The 20,153-nt window shown below is 67.0% G+C and carries 16 protein-coding genes and 1 tRNA gene; 9 read left to right on the top strand and 8 right to left on the bottom strand.

All coding sequences use genetic code 11. From position 1 onward, the window contains the following. Positions 1–1,679 precede the first annotated feature (1,679 nt). From AW271_RS29710 to rpmH, 8 genes are all read right to left on the bottom strand, one after another. Positions 1,680–2,654 (bottom strand): ParB/RepB/Spo0J family partition protein, encoded by a 975-nt coding sequence (locus AW271_RS29710; protein WP_062340918.1) that lies wholly within the window; start codon positions 2,652–2,654, stop codon positions 1,680–1,682. Positions 2,655–2,766: 112 nt separating this feature from the next. Beyond that, positions 2,767–3,648, bottom strand: coding sequence for a ParA family protein (locus AW271_RS29705; protein WP_062340917.1), 882 nt, complete (start codon positions 3,646–3,648; stop codon positions 2,767–2,769). Positions 3,649–3,861: 213 nt separating this feature from the next. After that, positions 3,862–4,539 carry a 16S rRNA (guanine(527)-N(7))-methyltransferase RsmG gene (gene rsmG, locus AW271_RS29700; protein WP_062340916.1) on the bottom strand — a complete coding sequence of 226 codons (678 nt, stop codon included), beginning with the start codon at positions 4,537–4,539 and terminating at the stop codon, positions 3,862–3,864. A 179-nt stretch (positions 4,540–4,718) separates the two neighbouring features. After that, on the bottom strand, positions 4,719–5,213 hold the full coding sequence (locus AW271_RS29695) for a Jag family protein (RefSeq protein WP_062340915.1): 495 nt from the start codon (positions 5,211–5,213) through the stop codon (positions 4,719–4,721). Positions 5,214–5,227: 14 nt separating this feature from the next. Further along, positions 5,228–6,175, bottom strand: coding sequence for a membrane protein insertase YidC (yidC, locus tag AW271_RS29690; RefSeq protein ID WP_062340914.1), 948 nt, complete (start codon positions 6,173–6,175; stop codon positions 5,228–5,230). Positions 6,176–6,179: 4 nt separating this feature from the next. Next, a complete protein-coding gene (yidD, locus tag AW271_RS29685; RefSeq protein WP_030452601.1) occupies positions 6,180–6,458 on the bottom strand; it encodes a membrane protein insertion efficiency factor YidD in 279 nt (92 codons plus the stop codon). Further along, positions 6,455–6,811 (bottom strand): ribonuclease P protein component, encoded by a 357-nt coding sequence (gene rnpA, locus AW271_RS29680; RefSeq protein ID WP_062340913.1) that lies wholly within the window; start codon positions 6,809–6,811, stop codon positions 6,455–6,457. The genes yidD and rnpA overlap by 4 nt, the downstream gene beginning before the upstream one ends. A 68-nt stretch (positions 6,812–6,879) precedes the next feature. Next, a complete protein-coding gene (gene rpmH, locus AW271_RS29675; protein ID WP_155339926.1) occupies positions 6,880–7,017 on the bottom strand; it encodes a 50S ribosomal protein L34 in 138 nt (45 codons plus the stop codon). A gap of 609 nt (positions 7,018–7,626) precedes the next feature. Between rpmH and dnaA the strand changes: the two genes are divergently transcribed. The 9 genes from dnaA (at position 7,627) to AW271_RS29630 (ending at position 19,641) form a co-directional block, all read left to right on the top strand. Further along, positions 7,627–9,165 carry a chromosomal replication initiator protein DnaA gene (gene dnaA, locus AW271_RS29670; RefSeq protein WP_439649016.1) on the top strand — a complete coding sequence of 513 codons (1,539 nt, stop codon included), beginning with the start codon at positions 7,627–7,629 and terminating at the stop codon, positions 9,163–9,165. A 598-nt stretch (positions 9,166–9,763) separates the two neighbouring features. After that, a complete protein-coding gene (gene dnaN, locus AW271_RS29665) occupies positions 9,764–10,900 on the top strand; it encodes a DNA polymerase III subunit beta (protein ID WP_062340911.1) in 1,137 nt (378 codons plus the stop codon). 77 nt (positions 10,901–10,977) lie between these two features. Next, complete coding sequence (gene gnd, locus AW271_RS29660; protein ID WP_062340910.1) at positions 10,978–11,925, top strand: phosphogluconate dehydrogenase (NAD(+)-dependent, decarboxylating); 948 nt, start codon at positions 10,978–10,980, stop codon at positions 11,923–11,925. Positions 11,926–11,974: 49 nt separating this feature from the next. After that, positions 11,975–13,147 carry a DNA replication/repair protein RecF gene (recF, locus tag AW271_RS29655; protein ID WP_062340909.1) on the top strand — a complete coding sequence of 391 codons (1,173 nt, stop codon included), beginning with the start codon at positions 11,975–11,977 and terminating at the stop codon, positions 13,145–13,147. Next, complete coding sequence (locus tag AW271_RS29650; RefSeq protein WP_083977445.1) at positions 13,137–13,769, top strand: DciA family protein; 633 nt, start codon at positions 13,137–13,139, stop codon at positions 13,767–13,769. Before recF ends, AW271_RS29650 begins: the two co-directional genes overlap by 11 nt. Positions 13,770–14,103: 334 nt before the next feature. Further along, positions 14,104–16,050 (top strand): DNA topoisomerase (ATP-hydrolyzing) subunit B, encoded by a 1,947-nt coding sequence (gene gyrB, locus AW271_RS29645; RefSeq protein WP_083977443.1) that lies wholly within the window; start codon positions 14,104–14,106, stop codon positions 16,048–16,050. A 37-nt stretch (positions 16,051–16,087) separates the two neighbouring features. Continuing rightward, positions 16,088–18,607, top strand: a complete 2,520-nt coding sequence (gyrA, locus tag AW271_RS29640) for a DNA gyrase subunit A (protein ID WP_062340907.1) — start codon at positions 16,088–16,090, stop codon at positions 18,605–18,607. After that, positions 18,604–19,485 (top strand): DUF3566 domain-containing protein, encoded by an 882-nt coding sequence (locus tag AW271_RS42600; RefSeq protein WP_245653268.1) that lies wholly within the window; start codon positions 18,604–18,606, stop codon positions 19,483–19,485. The genes gyrA and AW271_RS42600 overlap by 4 nt, the downstream gene beginning before the upstream one ends. Positions 19,486–19,567: 82 nt before the next feature. Further along, positions 19,568–19,641, top strand: a tRNA-Ile gene (locus AW271_RS29630). Positions 19,642–20,153: the final 512 nt, after the last annotated feature.

The following is a 20,153-nucleotide window of genomic DNA, read 5'->3' as shown; positions in this document are numbered from 1 at the left end:
AAGCTCGGATCTATAGGTCACTCGGATCTATAGGTCAGAAGCACTGGCGGAGACTGCCGCCACGCTGGACTGGCGGTCAGTGAGCTGGGGTCAATTTGAGGCCGATGCACCCGTGGCACATCACGTCTGCTTGATCTGAGGGCTCCGCAGCGACGGCCGCCTTCAGCGTTCCCTTGCCAGGAATGAATGAGTGCGTGATGGGCAGACGCTCCTTGCCTGAACGACACGATCATCTTTCAGACCTTCGGTCAGTTGAGGACGGACTGGGTGGCACGGCAGCGGATGGAAGAGCATGCAGTCGAGTAGCGATGTCAGGCGAGGGATCTACCGGGCTCCACCGACTCGGCGTCATGTCCTCGCGCTGGCGTAGCGAGCCCCTCCGACCGGAGCTCCGATGGTTACTCATCCGGTCGGAATGAACGGCCTCATGACGGGCAGATGCTCATTCGCTGCCCACGGCATCGTTCTTCGCGGACTTGCTGTCTCGACCAGCAGGCTCGACCGGGGTGAGAGATCTACCGGAATCCTCAACTTGGCCTCACGACCTCATCGTCGGTGCAGCGCCTCACGTGTAGCAAATGGGCGCTCATCCAGAGACGCTCGCTGCCCGTGTTCATATATACATACGGCGCAGCCACAGCTGCGTCATTCGCGGGACGTACCCCTGCGTAGGCCGAGGCCTGCGCGGACCCACACGTTTCTCGGGAGGTGCCCCTGCCCAAGCTCACGCCTATGCCGACTCACACGTTTTCGCGATCGAGGTTCGTCCCCGAGCACTCAGTCGGCCTTGCCATTGAGCAAGTGGGGTCGCGCCAATGTCGGTGCAAGCGCCAGGGCTGGAGCGCTGCTGAGCCCGACAAGGCCTTCGCTAGCAAGCGACGCTGCTGCTGTGCTCAGCTTCACGTGGGCTCGCCGCCTCGGGCTACCCTCCAGTGCCGCCCCAGAGGTCCAGTCGATGGCTGGTGAGCGCTGATGAGTGGTCACAGGAAGGCGCCCCTTCATGCCGCATCTCCATGCGCCTTCCCTTCTGCTCAGAGTTTTTCCGCTCCGAGCCAAGCCCTTCGAGAAGAAGGCTCCGTGTTCTGGCTGTCTGCCACATGTACCGGGCTGAACCGGCGGTGTGCATCGTCTGCCCGCTTGGATGCGACAGCAGGAAGTCGATCACCGGGGCCGAGATCGGCAACCTGTCGGGCGCGGTCGCGGCGGCCAGGCTGCCGCCTACCGCCTTGCCAGGCCGTCTCGGTTTGGGCCGTTCCTTGTCTCCGCCTATGGACTCGCCGCGCTCCTCACGCTGCTGGCGACCGTGAGAGCGACCCGAAGTGTCCGTCGGCATGGGGCTGCGAGCACCGTGCTGGTGCGCCCACGGCGTGCCGTCTATCGGGTCGTCCAGGAGGCTAGCCACCGGCCGACTCGGGGACGATGTGGTTGGGGTCCCGCGACGGGAGATGTCACACTCACCTGCTCGCCTCCCCCTGGCCCCGCCGTTGCCAGCGAGGGCAAAAGACAAGGTCGCTCAAGCCCGCTGTGGCGCCCGCAAGAGAACGGGAGCCACCTGTCTCGTCAGAAATCCGGTCTCGGTTTCACGTGAAACCATGTCCTTCCCGGCGACTAAGCTCCCTGCCTCCGGAAAGCAACAGCTCCCCCGGACTCACGTCCAAGGGAGCTGTTTCACGTGAAACCTAGTCGCTCTCCTGCTCCCGCATCTGGTTAGCCGCGTCCGGTGCCATCGTTCCGATGATGCGCTCAAGGTCGTCGATCGTGGAGAACTCCACCACGATCCGCCCTTTCCGACGCCCTAAATCGACCTTCACCTTGGTCTCGAAGTGATCCGACAGCCGATCCGCCAGCGTCCGCAGTGCCGGTGCCACCGGCTGCTTCGTTCTCGGCTTCCGCGGCGCGGGACCGGCCGTCGCCTCCCCCAGGGACACGATCTCCTCGACCGTCCGGACCGTCATGCCTTCGGCCACGATTCGGGTCGCCAGGCGTTCCTGGGCTTCCGGGCTGTCCAGAGACAGGAGAGCTCTCGCGTGGCCGGGGGTGATCGAACCGCCTGCCAGGCGGCGCTGGACGTTCGGGGGGAGGTTCAGCAGGCGCAGGGTGTTGGTGATGTGGGAGCGGGAGCGGCCGATCTTCCTGGCCAGTTGCTCGTGGGTGGCGCCGAAGTCGTCGAGGAGCTGGCGGTACGCCGCGCCTTCTTCCAGGGAGTTGAGCTGCTCTCGCTGGAGGTTCTCGATCAGGGCCTCGCGCAGCATCTCGTCGTCGCCGGTGCTGCGGACGATCGCGGGGATGCGCTCCAGGGCGGCCAGGCGGCTGGCGCGGAGGCGGCGTTCGCCCATGATGAGTTCGAACTGGTCCCTGCCGTCTTCGTCGACGCCGGCGGCGCGGACGACGATCGGCTGGAGGAGGCCGACTTCTGCAATGGAGTCGGCCAGTTCGCGGATGCGGTCTTCGTCGAAGACGGTTCGGGGCTGGCGGCGGTTCGGGATGATCTGGGTGACGGCGATCTCGTGGAAGTAGGCCCCGGCCACCGGGATCAGTTCCCTGTCACCCGGTGGGGTGGGGGCCGGCACGCCGACGACCGACGGGTCGACGATGGGGCCGGTGGGGATGAGGGCTCCCAAACCCTTGCCGAGCCCCCGACGCTGCTGACTCACCCTTGCTCCTCACCCGCACCGAAACGCCGCATGGCTGATCTCCGTCAGCCCGTCGTACCGAAACGCCGCGTCGTTTCTCAAACGCCGCGCACGATTGTAAGAGGCTACAGGTTCACGCTTCCGCGACAGCGGCACCGCGGTACGCGATCTCTCGTGCCGCGTCCATGTAGGCCATCGCGCCGCTCGAACCCGGGTCGTAGGTCATGACCGACTGGCCATAACTGGGCGCCTCGGACACCCGGACGCTCCGGGGGATGACCGCGTCGACCACGGTGGCGCCGAAGTGGGAGCGGACTTCCTCCGCCACCTGGGAAGCCAGGCGGGTGCGGCCGTCGTACATCGTCAGCAGGATGGTCGACACGTTCAGGGTCTGGTTCAGGTGGACGCGGACCAGCTCGACGTTCTGGAGGAGCTGGGTCAGACCTTCCAGGGCGTAGTACTCGCACTGGATGGGGATCAAGACTTCCTGTGCGGCCGCCAGGGCGTTGACCGTCAGCAGGCCCAGGGACGGCGGGCAGTCGATCAGGATGTAGTCCATCTGCGCCGACTCGTACGCCGCGAACGCGCGCCGCAACCGGGTCTCACGGCCCACCATCGGCACCAGTTCGATCTCCGCGCCGGCCAGGTCGAGGGTCGCCGGAGCGCAGAACAGGCCCGGCATGTCCGGGACCTGGGTCACGATCGACTCCATCGGAAGGTCTTCCACGAGGACCTGATAAATGGAAGGTGTCCCGGCTCGGTGTTCGGTGGCCAATGCCGTAGAGGCGTTCCCCTGCGGGTCGAGGTCGACCACGAGGACCCGCAGGCCGTGCATCGAGAGGGCCGCGGCCAGGTTCACGGCGCTGGTCGTCTTGCCCACGCCGCCCTTCTGGTTGCAAATGCAGATCACTCGGGTCTTGGGCGGGCGTGGCCAGTCGCCGTCGCGGCGGGCGGAGTATCCGACGGGGCCGTCGGCGGCCGGCTTGCCGGGCGCGGCTGTTTCACGTGAAACCACAGAACTCAGTGCCTCTCGAACCAGCGGGGAATCACCGGGGCTTAGCGGGGGCTGGGACACCTTGGTCGTCCTTTCGACCGGCCTTGGCCGGTGGTTCGGAGCGGGAGTGCGGCCCCACCCCCATCAGGCCGCGCTCGTCGCGTCGCCGCGAGTCTTTCGGGTCGTCCCGGGTTGATTCAACAGGTCGTTCGATCGTTCCCGGCCCGACCGCGACTACCTCTTACGTCGGCGCTGTGCAGCTCGTGAACCGGCGCCGGCGATGACGCGGACCAGAGTTGCAGGCGGATCGACTTTACCGCGCCCGACCGTGACAAGCTCGGCCGTCTTTGCCCCGTGAGCGGACAATTGGGTGTCGGCGCCCGCCAATTCTTCGGCAGCCCGTTCCCCCTTCATGGCCAGGAGCTCTCCGCCCTCGCGGAGCAGGGGGAGCGACCAGGAGAGCAGGCGGTCGAGGGGGGCGACGGCCCTGGCGGTGGCGACGTCGAAGGTGCGTTTGCCCTTCAGTTCTTCGGCGCGGCCGCGGAGCACCTCGACGTTGCGCAACTTGAGGGTCTCGACGCACTCTTCGAGGAAGACGGTGCGCCTGAGCAACGGTTCAAGGAGTGTGACGGTCACGTCGGGGCGGACGATCGCCAGGACGATGCCCGGCAGGCCCGCGCCCGAGCCGATGTCGACGAGTTTCACGTCGGGCGGCACCGCTTCGGCGATCACGGCACAGTTCAACAGGTGGCGATCCCAGATCCGAGGGACTTCCCGAGGGCCGAGCAGCCCACGCACCACCCCCGGCCCGGCCAGCAGGGAGGCATACGTTTCCGCCTGGGCCAAGGCGTCACCCGCGAACACCGCGATGGCGGCTTCGGGGGGCTGCTGGTTGCTCATTTCTTCGGTCATCCCTCGTAGGGTATCGGGCGGTGGACGACGGCCAGGAAGCCTGTGGATAAACCTGTGGATACTGCGGTGTGTGTCCTGTGGACAACTGTGCGCGGCAGGCCAAAAGTGCAGGCGTAAGCCGTACAGACAAAGAAAACCGCCGACCCGGGACGGGGCGGCGGTTTCCACAGGCGGGAGTGTCAGGCGGGCAGGACCACGACGAAACGCCGGGGCTCCTCCCCCTCTGACTCGCTGCGCAGGCCGGCGGCGGCGACGGCGTCGTGGATGACCTTGCGCTCGAACGGCGTCATCGGCTTGAGGGCCTTCGGCTCGCCGGACGACTTGACGTCGTCGACGGCGGCGACACCGATCTTGGTGAGTTCCTCGCGGCGGCGCTCGCGGTAACCCGCGACGTCGAGCATCAGCCGCGAGCGTTCGCCGGTCTGCCGGTGGACGGCCAGGCGGGTCAGTTCCTGGAGGGCCTCCAGGACCTCGCCGCCGGGGCCGACCAGGTCGCCGCCCTTGAGGCCGATCACGGAGACGAGGGCGCGGTCGCCCTCGACGTCCATGTCGATGTCGCCGTCGAGGTCGGCTATGTCGAGCAGCCCCTCGACGTAGTCGGCGGCGATCTCGCCCTCCTGCTCCAGGGCGGCGACGCTCGGAGCCGCCTTGACGGTCTCCTCGGCTTCGGTCACGTGGGAACTCCCTCTCACGACTTCTTGCTGCCGGTCCGCTTGCTACGTGATTGGCGCGTCGGCTGCTGACGGACGATCTTAGGCTCTGGCTCCGCCGGCTGCTCGGAAACGGGCGGGGTCTTGCGGAAGCGCGCGAAGAAGCCCGGCTTGACCTCGACGGGGATCAGGTTGCCCTTGGCGTCGAACTGCGGCATCGGGTTGCGGCTGTAGAACCAGTGCTGCTGGCCGAGGGTCCACACGTTGGTGGTGACCCAGTAGAGGATCAGGCCCAGCGGGAAGTTCAGGGAGAACACGGCGAACAGCGGCGAGATGTACATCAGGATCTTCTGCTGCTGCGCCATGGGGTTGTCGGGCATCTGCGCCATCGAGCGGGTCACGCTCTGCCGGACGGTCAGGAAGGTCGTCAGCGACGAGATCGCGACGAAGATGACCAGAACGATCTTGGCGATGACCGGGTCGGCGCCGTACTTCTCGATGTCGGCGGCGCTGGTGAAGAAGGTCGCCGGGAGGGGGGCGCCGAAGATGTGGGCGGCGCGGGCGCTGTCGACGAGCTCCTGCGTCATGCCGAAGCGGGGCTGGCCGTGGGCCATCGCGTTCAGCACGGTGAACATCGAGATGAAGATCGGGAACTGCGCGATGACCGGCAGACAGCCGCCCAGGGGGTTGGCGCCCGCCTCCTGGTAGACGCGCATGACCTCCTGGTTCATGCGCTGCTTGTCGTTCTTGTAACGCTTGCGCAGATCCTGGACCTTGGGCGCGAGCTCCTGCATCTTCTTCGAGGAGCGCATCTGCTTCAGGAAGAGCGGGAAGATCAGGATTCGCATCAGCACGGTCAGCGTGATGATGGTCAGCGCCCAGTTCAGCCCGTTATCGGGGCTGAGGACGAGGCTGTAGAAGTTGTGAATATGGGTGATCACCCAGGCGATGGCCGTATACAGCCAGTTCAGCCAGGACAGCTCCACCGAGCTAGCTCCCTTGCTTGTCGTGGGGTCGAGGGGGCACGGGATCGAACCCGCCGGGGTGGAAGGGATGGCATCGGCCGATGCGACGGATGGTCAACCACACCCCGCGCAGCGCCCCGTGCACGGCGATCGCCTCGAGACCGTACGCGCTGCAAGAGGGATAGAAGCGGCATCGAGGCCCCAGGAGGGGACTGATGAACGCCCGGTAGAACCTGATCGGGACGATCAATACGCGGGCAGCCGTCGAGACCGGCGTGACCGGCTGGGGCTGCTCGGTTGTCATGACCGTCCATCCCGCGGCCGCCGGATCAGTCGCTGGAGCGCGACATCGAGATCGGCGGCCAGGTGCTCGCTGCGCGCGGACGCGGCCGGTGGATTGGCGCGTACCACCAGCAGGCTACCTCGCGGAAGGAGGTGCAGACGTGCCCGCATCAGGTGTCTGAGTCTCCGTTTGACCCTGTTCCTGGTGACCGCGTCACCCACGGCCTTACTGACGACGAACCCGACGATCGGGGCCTCGTCGGCCTCCACAGCGGTGAAGTGGACGACCAGGGAGGGTCTACCGGCGCGGTGCCCGCGCCGGATCGCCTCGGCGAACTCCTCGCCTTTGCGCATGCGGGAAGCGGGCGGGAGCACCGGATACTTCCTTAACAAGTAGCCCGCCGTCAGAGGTGACGGCGGGCGGGGCTGCTACGAAGTGCCGGTCAGACGGTGAGGTCGTGACGGCCCTTGCGGCGGCGGGCGGCCAGGATGGCGCGGCCGGCGCGGGTGCGCATGCGCAGCCGGAAGCCGTGGGTCTTCGCGCGACGGCGGTTGTTCGGCTGGAAAGTACGCTTGCTCACGATGGGCTCCAGGCTAGATGTGCCCTGTCGTTAGGGCGATTAGACCAAAGTTTACGGCCCACCGGGCACAGGGCATGCGAAAGAGCCGTCCCGAGAAAGCCGACCGGGTCACGTTACGGGGTAGACGCCCGAATGGTCAAACCGGCACCCCTAGTTTTCCACAGGCTGTGGGGTTATCCACACGGTCCTTGGTCATCCACATCCTGTGGGCAACGGGTGCCAGTAGGCTGTGGACAACGTCTTGAACGCAGGTCGCGCACACCGCTACTGTCAGGCGTCCAGCCCTTCCCTCCACACCCAGAGCACCTGTGGATCTCCTGTGGATCTTCTGTGGATAGTCACAGCGGGGGCCGGCGCCACCGGGACCAGACCGGTCGAGGCGGGTGTGGATAACGACACGCGGCGAGCGATCATGGGGACCGCGTCAGGGAGGAGTGCCGAACGGTGGACGGCGTCGACCTCAACCAGTTGTGGGCGAGAGCGCTCACCACACTCCTCGACCAGGGAGTCTCGGGTCAGCAGCGCGCGTTCCTGCAGATGACGCAGCCGTCCGGGCTGATCAACGACACGATTCTGCTGGCCGCCCCCAACGACTTCGCCAAAGAGGTCATCGAGGTGCGGCTGCGGCCGCTCATCATGCAGGCGCTGTCGCAGGAGTTCGGCCGGCCGGTCCGCATCGCGGTGATGGTCGATCCGACCGCGACCCAGGCGGAACCCAAGCAGCAGAACTACGGCCGTCCGGGTGGTTTTCCCCAGAGTGGCGGTCCGGCTTTTCCCCAGACCGGTACGCCCGGGTATCCCCAGAGCACCCCGTCGGGTGGTTTTCCCCAGGCCGGGACCCCCGGCGGTTATCCCCAGCCCACCGGTTCCGGTGGTTTTCCCCAGCCTGGGGATCATGGCTTTCAACAGCCTGTGCAATCTCCGCAAGGCTTCGGCCAGGGCTTTCACCAGGAGCCCACAGAGCAGCAGGCTGATTTTCCACAGGGTCGCCCACAGGGAGTCCCAGGTGCGCCGCCGCCCGCCGAGCAGCCGTACACGCAGTATCCACAGGCTGAGGAGAAGAACGACAAGGCGCCGCCCCGGCCCTCCGGCGGCAAGCCGGGTGAGCCCGCGCGGCTGAACGCCAAGTACACCTTTGAGACGTTCGTCATCGGCGCGAGCAACCGGTTCGCCCACGCGGCGGCGGTCGCGGTGGCCGAGGCGCCGGCCAAGGCGTACAACCCACTCTTCATCTATGGGGATTCGGGGCTGGGGAAGACGCACCTTCTCCATGCCATCGGTCACTACGCGCAGAGCCTGTATGAAGGTGCGCGGGTGCGGTACGTGAGCTCCGAGGAGTTCACCAACGACTTCATCAACAGCATCCGCGACCACAAGGCCGACGGGTTCCGGGCGCGGTTCCGGGCTGTGGACATCCTCCTCGTGGACGACATCCAGTTCCTCGAGGGCAAGGAGCAGACGCAGGAGGAGTTCTTCCACACCTTCAACACGCTCCACAACAGCAGCAAGCAGATCGTGATCTCCAGCGACCGGGCGCCGAAACAGCTCGTCACGCTGGAGGACCGGCTCCGCAACCGCTTCGAGTGGGGGCTGATCACCGACGTGCAGCCGCCCGAGCTCGAGACGCGCATCGCGATCCTGCGCAAGAAGGCGATCCAGGAGGGCCTGGCCGCGCCGCCCGACGTGCTGGAGTACATCGCCAGCCGGATCGCCACCAACATCCGTGAGCTCGAAGGCGCACTAATAAGGGTGACGGCCTTCGCGTCGCTCAACCGGCAGTCGGTGGACATCGGGCTGACCGAGATCGTGCTGAAGGACCTCATCACCGAGGACAGCTCCAGCACCGAGATCACGATCGCGCTCATCATGTCGACGACCGCGGAGTACTTCGGCGTCTCGCTCGACGACCTGTGCGGCGGATCGCGGTCGCGGGCCCTCGTGGTGGCCCGTCAGATCGCCATGTACCTGGCCCGGGAGCTCACCGACCTCTCGCTGCCGAAGATCGGCGCCCAGTTCGGCGGCCGTGACCACACCACTGTTATGCACAGCGAGCGGAAGATCCGCTCCCTGATGGCCGAGCGGCGCTCGATGTACAACCAGGTCAACGAGCTGACGACCCGGATCAAGCAGCGCGCACGCACCTCTTGATTCACAGCCTGTGGATAACTCTGTGGATCACGGAACACAGGTGTAATTCGTCGCGCGCTGGAAACTCATAGATCAACAGGCCACACCGGGCTGTGGACAGTTCTGTGGACAACCTGTGGAGAAGCCCCCCTCCAGCGGTGGATAACCTGTGGACGCGCTGTGGATGACCTGTGGGTAGTGGAAAAAACACACTCCGTGTCGGGCGTGTCTCATGTGGAGAACCTGTGGATAAGCTGTGGGTAACCGGTGGATAACTGGGTGCAAACCTGTGGACGGCCTGTGGGTAACTAAAAGTTATCCCCAGCACGCGCTGAGTAATCCCCAGGTCGTCCACAGGTGCTGTGGACAAAAATCCGGCCGCTGACCTGCGGTTATAGGGGTTCTTCCACATTTCCACAGCGCCTATTAAGACGACCGATATCTCTACCTAGAGGAAAGTCAAGAGCAACCTTCGAGCTCGGGCCGGAGCAAAAAATCCCGGAGTTGACACCTCCCGGCAAGCGACGAAGATGGGCAGTCACACCTCAGCGCCACCGCGTCGCCGCCCCCAGCCATCACCGCCCGACGCCGTCCCACCCACCACAGGAGGCTGATCCACGTGATGTTCCGGGTCGACCGAGACGTGCTCGCCGAAGCCGTCGCGTGGACGGCACGCAGCCTCCCCGCCCGGCCCTCGGTGCCGGTCCTCGCCGGCATGCGCCTCGAGGTCACCGACGACCAGCAGCTCAAGCTCTCGGGGTTCGACTACGAGGTCTCCGCCGAGGTGACCCTCGACCTGCAGACCGGCGAGTCCGGCGTGGTGCTGGTCTCGGGCCGCCTGCTCGCCGAGATCACCCGGGCGCTTCCCGCACAGCCTGTGGATTTCGTGGTGGAAGGCGCCAAGGCGGTCGTGACCTGTGGCACCGCCCGGTTCACCCTGCTGACGATGCCGGTGGAGGACTATCCCTCGCTCCCGGCCATGCCGCCGGCCGCGGGCCGGGTCGGCAGCGACATCTTCGCCTCGGCCGTCGCCCAGGTGGCCACCGCCGCCGGCAAGGACGACACCCTGCCGATGCTGACCGGCGTCCGGATGGAGATCGACGGCGACACGGTCACGCTGGCCGCGACCGACCGCTACCGGCTGGCCGTCCGCGAGCTCAAGTGGCAGCCCGACCAGCCCGACTTCCAGGCCATCGCGATGATCCCGGGCCGGACCCTCGCCGACACCGCCAAGTCGCTGGTCACCGGCGCCGAGGTCGAGATCGCCCTGAGCTCCGTGGGCGGCACCGGCGAGGGCATGATCGGCTTCAGCAGCTCCGGCCGGCGCACCACCACGCGGCTGCTCGACCCCGAGTTCCCCAAGTACCGCTCGCTGCTGCCGACCGAGTTCTCGGCCCGCGCCGAGCTGGTCACCAGCTCCTTCGTCGAAGCCGTCAAGCGTGTGGCCCTGGTCGCCGAGCGCAACACCCCGGTCCGGCTGGCCTTCCGGGGCGACGAGGTCGTGCTCGAAGCGGGCAGCGGCGACGAGGCACAGGCTGTGGAAGTCCTGCCGGTCGACTTCGACGGCGGCGAGATCAACATCGCCTTCAACCACCAGTTCCTGCTCGAAGGTCTCGGCGCGATCGATTCCGACGTTGCTCGCCTGCAGTTCACCACCTCGACGAAGCCCGCCATCCTCACCGGTGGAAAGCCTGTGGAAGATGGGGGCATACCCGACTACCGCTACCTGATCATGCCCATTCGCCTCTCAAGCTGACCGAATCCGTATGATCAACCCTCGGGTCGGGTAGGCGAATCGCGTGACCGTAGATGGAACCCTGAGGGGGTGCTCTCATGCAGATCGGCATGATCGGCCTGGGCAAGATGGGCGGCAACATGGCCGAGCGGCTGCGCCGCGGTGGCCATGAGGTCGTCGGTTACGACCGCGACCCCGACGTCAGCGACGTCGGCAGCCTGAAGGAGCTCGTCGACCGCCTGGAGGCGCCGCGCGCCGTCTGGGTGATGGTCCCGGCCGGTGAGCCCACCCGGGCGACCATCGCGTCCCTGAGCGACGCGCTCTCCGCCGGTGACGTGATCATCGACGGCGGCAACTCCCACTACGTCGACGACCAGAAGCACGGCAAGGAACTCGCCGAGAAGGGCATCAAGTTCGTCGACGTCGGCGTCTCCGGCGGCGTGTGGGGCCTGAAGAACGGCTACGCGCTGATGGCGGGGGGCCAGCCCGAGGACATCGCCCATCTGCGGCCGATCTTCGACACGCTCAAGCCCGAGGGCGAGGACGGTTTCGTCCACGCCGGGTCGATCGGCGCCGGCCACTTCGCGAAGATGGTCCACAACGGCATCGAATATGGCATGATGCAGGCCTTCGCCGAGGGCTGGGAGCTGCTCGAGGCCACCGACATCGTCACCGACGTCCCTGGAGCGTTCAAGAGCTGGCGTCACGGCACGGTCATCCGCTCCTGGCTGCTCGACCTGCTCACCCGCGCGCTCGACGAAGACCCCGGCCTCGAAGACCTCAAGGGCTACGCCCAGGACTCCGGAGAGGGCCGCTGGACCGTCCAGGCGGCGGTCGACCACGCGGTGCCGCTGCCGGTCATCACGGCCGCGCTCTACGCCCGCTTCGCCTCACGCCAGGAAGACTCGCCGGCCATGAAGATGGTCGCGGCGCTGCGCAACCAGTTCGGCGGCCACGCCGTCACGGCCGCCGAGGGCTCGTACGAGAAGGGCGCCGACGCCCCCGGCGCGGCCGACAGCACCATGCCCGAGGCCAACGGCTCCTGATCTCGGCCGGGCTCCCGTTTCACGGCGGGAGCCCGTTACCGTTACCGGCATGTTCACCGCCCACCTGTCGCTGACGGACTTCCGGTCCTACCCCACCGCCGAGCTGGCGCTCGAACCCGGGGTGACCGCCTTCGTCGGGCCCAACGGGCAGGGCAAGACCAATCTGGTCGAGGCGATCGGTTACGTCGCCTCGCACGCCTCGCACCGGGTGGCGACCGACGCTCCTCTGGTACGCCACGGCGCCCCCCGCGCAGTGATCCGGGCCGTGATCGAGCGCGACCAGAGACGGGCGCTGGTCGAGCTGGAGATCAACCCGGGCAAGGCCAACCGCGCCCGGGTGAACCGCGCGCCGGTGTCGCGGGCCAGAGACGCCCTCGGCGTGCTGCGGACCGTGCTGTTCGCCCCCGAAGACCTGGCGTTGTCGAAGGGCGACCCGTCCGAACGCCGCAAGTTCATGGACGACCTCCTCGTGGCCCGCCACCCCCGGTTCGCCGGCGTCCGGGCCGACTATGACCGTGCCCTCAAGCAGCGCAACGCCCTGCTCCGGACCGCCTCCCAGGCCCGCCGCCGGAGCCCGAGGCGGCAGATGGACGACGCGGCGTTCGCCTCGGCCGGAGCCGGCGACGTGTTGTCCACATTGGAGGTCTGGGACGCCCACCTGGTCCGCCACGGCGCCGAGTTGCTCGCGGCCCGGCTCGACCTTGTGGAAAACCTGCGGCCCCTGGTGGCCAAGGCTTATGCGGAACTGGCGCCCGGTTCCGTGCCGGCGCAGATCGACTACCGGTGGTTTTCCACAGAGGACGCCGACCTGGGGACGGACCGCGAGGAACTGGCCGTACGGTTGGGACAGGCGCTGGCCGAGGCGCGGGCGCAGGAGATCGAGCGGGGGGTCACCCTCGTGGGGCCGCACCGCGACGATCTGCTGCTGCGGCTGGGCGAGTTGCCTGCGCGTGGTTACGCCAGCCACGGGGAGTCGTGGTCGTTCGCGCTGGCGCTGCGGCTGGCCGCCTACGACCTGCTGCGTTCCGAAGGGGGCGATCCGGTGCTCATCCTCGACGACGTGTTCGCCGAACTCGACGCCCAGCGACGCCGGCGGCTGGCCGAGATCGTCGCCCCGGCGGAGCAGGTGCTGATCACGGCGGCGGTGGCGGAGGACGTGCCGAGGGAACTGAGCGGCGCCCGCTTCGACGTCACCGAGGGGAGCGTGACCGGTGTCGGGTGACCATCCACAGGGACCTGGATATCCACAGGGGCGGCGTGGAGATCGGCAAACGCCCGGCAATCCACAGAACGCTGGTGACGCGCCGTCGGCCGGTTATCCACAGGCTGTTGACATTCCGTCTGAGGGGCAGCGGGCTTCCAACGCCAAAGGCGCCGCACTCGCGCGCGAAAAACTCGCCCAGGCCAAAGCCGACGCCCAGCGGCGGGGCCAGCTTCCGCGTACCGAACCCAGGAAGAAGAAGGGCGGGCCGAAGCGCGACTCGGGCGATCCGATGCTCTTCGGGGCCGCGATCCAGGACCTGCTGGCCGCCCGAGGGTGGGAGGAACCGGTCGCGATCGGCGGGGTTTTCGGGCGCTGGCGGGAGATCGTCGGGGCCGAGCTCGGGCTGCACACCCGTCCCGAGGCGTTCGAAGACGGCGAGGTCATCGTCTCGGCTGACTCGACCGCTTGGGCCACCCAGGTGCGTTTGCTCGCTCCGACGCTGGTCAGAAGGCTGAACGAGGAACTCGGGGACGGCACGGTCACCGCCGTGAAGGTCCGCGGGCCCAACCTCGCACCGCCGCGACAGGCGGGCCACATCAGGGTGAAGGGGAGTCGAGGACCGGGTGACACTTTCGGCTGACGCGGGCTTCCACAAGATCGGCATGACTCTTGTGGAAAAGTCTTGCACCGGCCCGAAATCGCGCCTGGCGCGCTGAACCCCAGGGTCCGGGGTGTCACACCAAAACCAAGATCATCGTATTAGAGGGCATCACAGCCCCCGTCAATGCCACCTGAGGCTCCGAGAGCCGGTAGAATGAAAGTGGACTTAAGGACACGTCCGTTTGCGTGTCACCCCGGCCGTGGCGAGCCGATTCCCCAGGGTGAGCGCATCGGGGCACTCACGACGGTGACGGGCACGGCAGGCAGCCATCCTATGTTTCCTGCCGCGTGTCCGCGGCAGGAGGATTTCGCACTTGTCCTACGACGCAGGCTCAATCACCGTTCTCGAGGGTCTTGAGGCGGTTCGCAAGCGCCCGGGTATGTACATCGGCTCGACCGGAGAGCGTGGTCTCCACCACCTTGTGTACGAGGTTGTGGACAACTCCGTCGACGAGGCCCTGGCCGGTCACTGCGACACCATCGAGGTCACCCTGCTCGCCGACAACGGCGTGCGGGTCGTGGACAACGGCCGGGGCATCCCGGTCGCCGAGCATCCCACAGAGAAGAAGCCGACCCTCGAGGTCGTGCTCACCGTCCTCCATGCCGGCGGCAAGTTCGACGGCAAGTCGTACGCCGTCTCCGGCGGCCTCCACGGCGTGGGCCTCTCGGTCGTCAACGCGTTGTCGTCCCGGCTCGAAGCCGTGATCAAGCGTGACGGCTACGAGTGGCGCCAGTCGTACGTCGGCTCCAAGCCCGTCACCGAGGTGATCCAGGGCGAGCCCACCGAGGAGACCGGCACCTCGATCACGTTCTGGGCCGACGGCGACATCTTCGAGACGACGACCTGGAACTTCGAGACGCTCTCGCGCCGGTTCCAGGAGATGGCCTTCCTCAACAAGGGCCTGACGATCGTCATCCGCGACGAGCGTCCCGACCACGGCGCCGAAGAGGAGCCGACCGAGATCACCTACTACTACGAGGGCGGCCTGTCCGACTTCGTGAAGCACCTGAACTCCAAGAAGGAGGCGGTGCACAACTCGGTCGTCGACTTCGAGGAGCACGGCGAGGGCATCTCGGTCGAGATCGCCCTGCAGTGGAACGCCTCCTACTCCGAGTCGGTCTACACCTTCGCCAACACGATCAACACCGCCGAGGGCGGCACCCACGAAGAGGGCTTCCGGGCCGCGCTGACGACCATCGTCAACCGGTACGCGCGCGAGCAGAAGTTCCTCAAGGAGGGCAAGGACGACAACCTCACCGGCGACGACGTCCGTGAGGGCCTGACCGCGATCATCTCGGTCAAGCTGGCCGAGCCGCAGTTCGAGGGCCAGACCAAGACCAAGCTGGGCAACACCGAGGCCAAGTCGTTCGTCCAGAAGGCCTGCAACGACCACCTGCGCGACTGGTTCGAGCGCAACCCGGGCGAGGCCAAGGAGATCATCAGCAAGTCGCTCCAGGCGTCCCGTGCCCGCATCGCCGCACGTCAGGCCCGTGACCTGACCCGCCGCAAGTCGCTGCTCGAAAGCGGCTCGGGGCTGCCGGGCAAGCTGGCCGACTGCCAGTGGAGCGAGCCCGAGAAGTGTGAGCTGTTCATCGTCGAGGGCAACTCGGCCGGCGGTTCGGCCAAGGGCGGCCGCGACTCGCGTTTCCAGGCGATCCTGCCCATCCGCGGCAAGATCCTGAACGTCGAGAAGGCGCGCATCGACCGCGTGCTGAAGAACACCGAGGTCCAGTCGCTCATCACGGCGCTCGGCACCGGCGTACACGACGAGTTCGACATCTCGAAGCTCCGCTACCACAAGCTGATCCTGATGGCCGACGCCGACGTCGACGGCCAGCACATCACGACGCTGCTGCTGACCCTGCTGTTCCGGTTCATGCGGCCGTTGATCGAAGCCGGTCACGTCTACCTCTCGCAGCCGCCGCTCTACAAGATCAAGTGGGACCGGAAGGGCGAGGACGCGTCCTACGCCTACTCCGACCGCGAGCGCGACGCGATCATCGAAGAGGGCATCGCCCGCGGCAAGCGCGACCCGCGCGCCCACGACGGCATCCAGCGGTTCAAGGGTCTCGGCGAGATGAACGCCAACCAGCTGTGGGAGACCACGATGAACCCGGAGACGCGGATTCTGCTCCAGGTCACCCTCGACGACGCCGCCCAGGCCGACGAGATGTTCAGCGTCCTCATGGGCGAGGACGTCGCCCCCCGGCGGGAGTTCATCATCAGGAACGCGCGCGACGTGCGCTTCCTCGACGTCTAGACCGCGGCAGCCGAACCCCACCCTGTGAAGGATTGACGTGACGGAAGTTAACCTGCCTCCGGGCCCGCCGCCGGCTGACCGCATCGAACCGGTGGACATCCAGTCCGAGATGCAGCGCAGCTACATGGACTACGCGATGTCGGTCATCGTCTCGCGTGCCCTGCCCGACGTGCGCGACGGTCTCAAGCCGGTGCACCGCCGGGTGCTCTACGCGATGTTCGACGGCGGCTACCGCCCCGACCGCGGCTACTTCAAGTGCTCGCGTGTCGTCGGTGACGTCATGGGCTCCTACCACCCCCACGGCGACAGCTCGATCTACGACACCCTGGTGCGCCTGGCCCAGCCGTGGTCGCTGCGTTACCCGCTGGTCGACGGGCAGGGCAACTTCGGCTCGCCCGGCAACGACATGCCCGCCGCGATGCGCTACACCGAGTGCAAGCTCGCGCCCATCGCGATGGAGCTGCTGCGGGACATCGACAAGGAGACCGTCGACTTCCAGCCCAACTACGACGGGCGCTCTCAGGAGCCCGTCGTGCTGCCGTCGCGGTTCCCCAACCTGCTGGTCAACGGCGCCGCCGGCATCGCGGTCGGCATGGCGACCAACATCCCGCCGCACAACCTGCGGGAGATCGGCGAGGCCGTCAGGTGGGCGCTGGAGAACTACGAGGCCACTGACGAAGAGCTCCTCGAAGGGCTGATCGCGCGGGTCAAGGGCCCCGACTTCCCGACCGGGGCGCTCATCGTCGGCAAGCGCGGCATCGACGACGCCTACCGCACGGGCCGCGGCTCGATCACGATGCGCGCGGTCGTCGAGGTCGAAGAGGACAACAAGGGTCGCCAGTGCCTGGTGATCACCGAGCTGCCCTACCAGGTCAACCCCGACAACCTGGCGCTGTCGATCGCCGAGCTGGTCAAGGAAGGCAAGATCAACGGCATCGCCGACGTGCGCGACGAGTCGTCGTCGCGGGTCGGCCAGCGCCTCGTGGTCGTGCTCAAGCGCGACGCGGTCGCCAAGGTCGTGCTGAACAACCTCTACAAGCACACCCAGCTGCAGACCACGTTCGGCGCCAACATGCTCGCCCTGGTCGACGGCGTGCCCCGCACGCTGCGCCTCGACCAGTTCGTCAAGTTCTACATCGGCCACCAGATCGAGGTCGTGGTCCGCCGGACCCGTTACCTGCTGCGCAAGGCCGAGGAGCGGGCCCACATCCTGCGCGGCCTGCTCAAGGCCCTCGACCGGCTCGACGACGTGATCGCCCTGATCCGCCAGTCGGCGTCGGCCTCGGCCGCCCAGCAGGGCCTCATGGACCTCCTGGAGATCGACGAGACGCAGGCCCAGGCCATCCTGGACATGCAGCTCCGCAAGCTCGCCGCCCTGGAGCGCCAGCAGATCCAGGACGAGTACGAGAACCTGATGGTCCAGATCAACGAGTACAACGAGATCCTGGCCAGCCCCCTCCGCCAGCGCCAGATCGTCGGCGAGGAACTCGGGGAGATCGTCAGCCGCTACGGCGACGAGCGCAAGACCGAGATCATCGCGTACGAGGGCGACATGTCCATCGAGGACCTGATCGCCGAAGACGAGATGGTCGTCACGATCACCCGCGGCGGCTACGCCAAGCGCACCAACACCGATCTCTACCGGGCCCAGAAGCGCGGCGGCAAGGGCGTTCGCGGCGCCCAGTTGCGCCAGGACGACATCGTCGAGCACTTCTTCGTCACGACAACCCACCACTGGCTCCTGTTCTTCACCAACAAGGGCCGCGTCTACCGGGTCAAGGCCTACGAGCTGCCCGACTCGGGCCGCGACGCCCGCGGCCAGCACCTCGCCAACCTGCTGGCGATGCAGCCCGACGAGCGGGTCATGGAGGTCCTCGACCTGCGCGACTACGAGGTGTCGCCCTACCTCGTCCTGGCCACCCGCAGCGGCCTGGTGAAGAAGACCCGGCTCTCCGAGTACGACTCCCCGAGGTCCGGCGGCCTGATCGCCATCAACCTCCGGGAAGACGACGAGGTCATCGCGGCCCGGCTGGTCTCCGAGGAAGACGATCTGCTGCTGGTCTCCCGCAACGCCCAGGCGATCCGCTTCACCGCCTCCGACGAGGCCCTCCGTCCCATGGGCCGGGCCACCAGCGGCGTGATCGGTATGCGGTTCGTCGACGGAGATGAACTTCTGGCCATGAATGTCATGAGCCATGGCGACGATGTGCTTATCGCCACTGAGGGCGGGTATGCGAAGCGCACACCGGTTGAGCACTATCCGCTGCAAGGCCGGGGCGGAAAGGGCGTACTGACGGCGAAAATAGTCAGTGCCCGTGGCAAGCTGGTCGGAGCGGTCATGGTGGGACCCGAGGACGAAGTCTTCGCGATCACCTCAGCCGGTGGAGTGATCAGGACCAGTGCCGCCGAGATCAAGCAGTCCGGCCGCCAGACGATGGGGGTCAGACTGATGAATCTCGCGGAAGGCGACAGCGTGGTGGCCCTAGCCCGGAACGCCGAAGCGTTGGAGACTGCCGAAGCGGTGGAGACTGAGAACGGGGCAGGAGACGAGCAATGACCAACTCGGGCAAGACGAAGAACACCGGGGCGGCCAAGAAACCCGCGTCTACCTCGGCTGCCTCGTCGTCGATGCGCGACGGGGTATCCGCCCGGATCGACGACGAGAAGAACGACGACACGGCCGAGACCCCCAAGACCGCTGGGCCGACGCCGGCCCAGGGGCCTGCCCAGGCCCCCAAGCGGGAGACGCCCAAGGCGCCTCAGACCGGCCGTGACCTTCCCAGGGACGAGCCTTCCAAGACCGACGACTCCACCGTCCGCATCCGCCCCGTGGGCAACGACAACAAGCCGTGGTCGCGGCCCCAGTCGTCCAACGGCGACCAGAAGCACCCGGCCGGCGACGAGCCGACGGCCGCCTACAAGGCGCCCCGCCTGCCCACGCCGGTCTCGGCCCCCGAGCCGATCGTGACCGCGTCCCGTCCGGCGCCGGTCGAGCCGGTGACGGCCGAACGGCCCGTCATCGGCACCTCCTCCGCCCCGAAGGACTCCTCCGGACGGGCCCCGCGCAAGGCCCACCTGGTGCTCCGCCGGGTCGAGCCGTGGTCGGCCATGAAGTTCAGCTTCGTGGTCTCCCTGGTCTGCTTCGTCGTGCTGTTCGTGGCCGTGGCGGTGCTCTACGGGGTGCTGTCGGCCATGGGCGTCTTCGACGCGTTCGTCCAGGCGGTCAACCAGCTGACCCAGGGCGAGGGCGGGGCCGCGGCCTCGTTCAACATCGCGACGTGGTTCGAGCCGGTGCGGATCCTGGGGTACACGGCTCTCCTCGGCGCGGTGAACGTCGTGCTCATCACGGCGCTCTCCACGCTCGGGGCCGTGATCTACAACCTGAGCGCCGACCTCGTGGGCGGCGTCGAAGTGACCTTCTCCGAAGCCGAGTAGTCGCAGTCGTGATTCCGCGGTGCGACCACACCGCGGAACACGGTAAGCTTTACCTCGTCGCCACGCACTAGCTGGTTGACGAGGGGCTATAGCTCAGACGGTTAGAGCGCTTCCCTGATAAGGAAGAGGTCCCAGGTTCAAGTCCTGGTAGCCCCACTCGGAGAGTAGGAGACCTGTGGTTGTTGGCCTTCGGCCAACTTCCCCACGGTCTCCTTCGTCGTTTACACGGGGGGACGACCCCCCGAACCCCCCGATACGAGAGGGCTTCGCCCCCTCGCGCTCCCCCTGGCCGCTTCGCGTCCCTGCGTCGCTGCGCTCCGGGGTCGCTCTCGCTCCCTGGCGAAGGGCTCCGCCCCTCGCGCTCCCTGGAGAGCCTCGCTTCGCTCGGGTGGAATTTCTTTCTTTTTCTGTTACGGCTTCGCCTGGGCGGCTACTCGACTTTCTGCGGCCACCCGAGTACCTCAGGATACGGAGATCCCGTCACGCCACCGCTCTGCGCGACGCTCTCGCCGAGGCACAACGAACAAGCGAGCAGTAGCCCGGATCAGGGGAAAACGCCCCGGCCGATGGGTGACTGATTGGGTGAAGCGGTCCGGGTCTGATAGGCGCTCAGCTGGCAGGATCGCGAGCAGTATGTGCGGCCGCCCGGTCGTGGGCACGGCGACGGG

Origin of the sequence: Herbidospora sakaeratensis, from assembly GCF_001570525.1 — a bacterium.
In the GTDB taxonomy this organism is placed as follows: Bacteria; Actinomycetota; Actinomycetes; order Streptosporangiales; family Streptosporangiaceae; genus Herbidospora; species Herbidospora sakaeratensis.
Note: the sequence above shows the minus strand (reverse complement) of the source record. Positions and strands in the feature narration are given on the sequence as shown.

Excerpts from the sequence above, each read along its gene's own strand:
- rsmG (WP_062340916.1), bottom strand. The coding sequence starts at position 4,539 with ATGACCGAAGAAATGAGCAACCAGCAGCCCCCCGAAGCCGCCATCGCG.
- yidD (WP_030452601.1), bottom strand. The coding sequence starts at position 6,458 with ATGACAACCGAGCAGCCCCAGCCGGTCACGCCGGTCTCGACGGCTGCC.
- gnd (WP_062340910.1), top strand. The coding sequence starts at position 10,978 with ATGCAGATCGGCATGATCGGCCTGGGCAAGATGGGCGGCAACATGGCC.
- recF (WP_062340909.1), top strand. The coding sequence starts at position 11,975 with ATGTTCACCGCCCACCTGTCGCTGACGGACTTCCGGTCCTACCCCACC.
- AW271_RS42600 (WP_245653268.1), top strand. The coding sequence starts at position 18,604 with ATGACCAACTCGGGCAAGACGAAGAACACCGGGGCGGCCAAGAAACCC.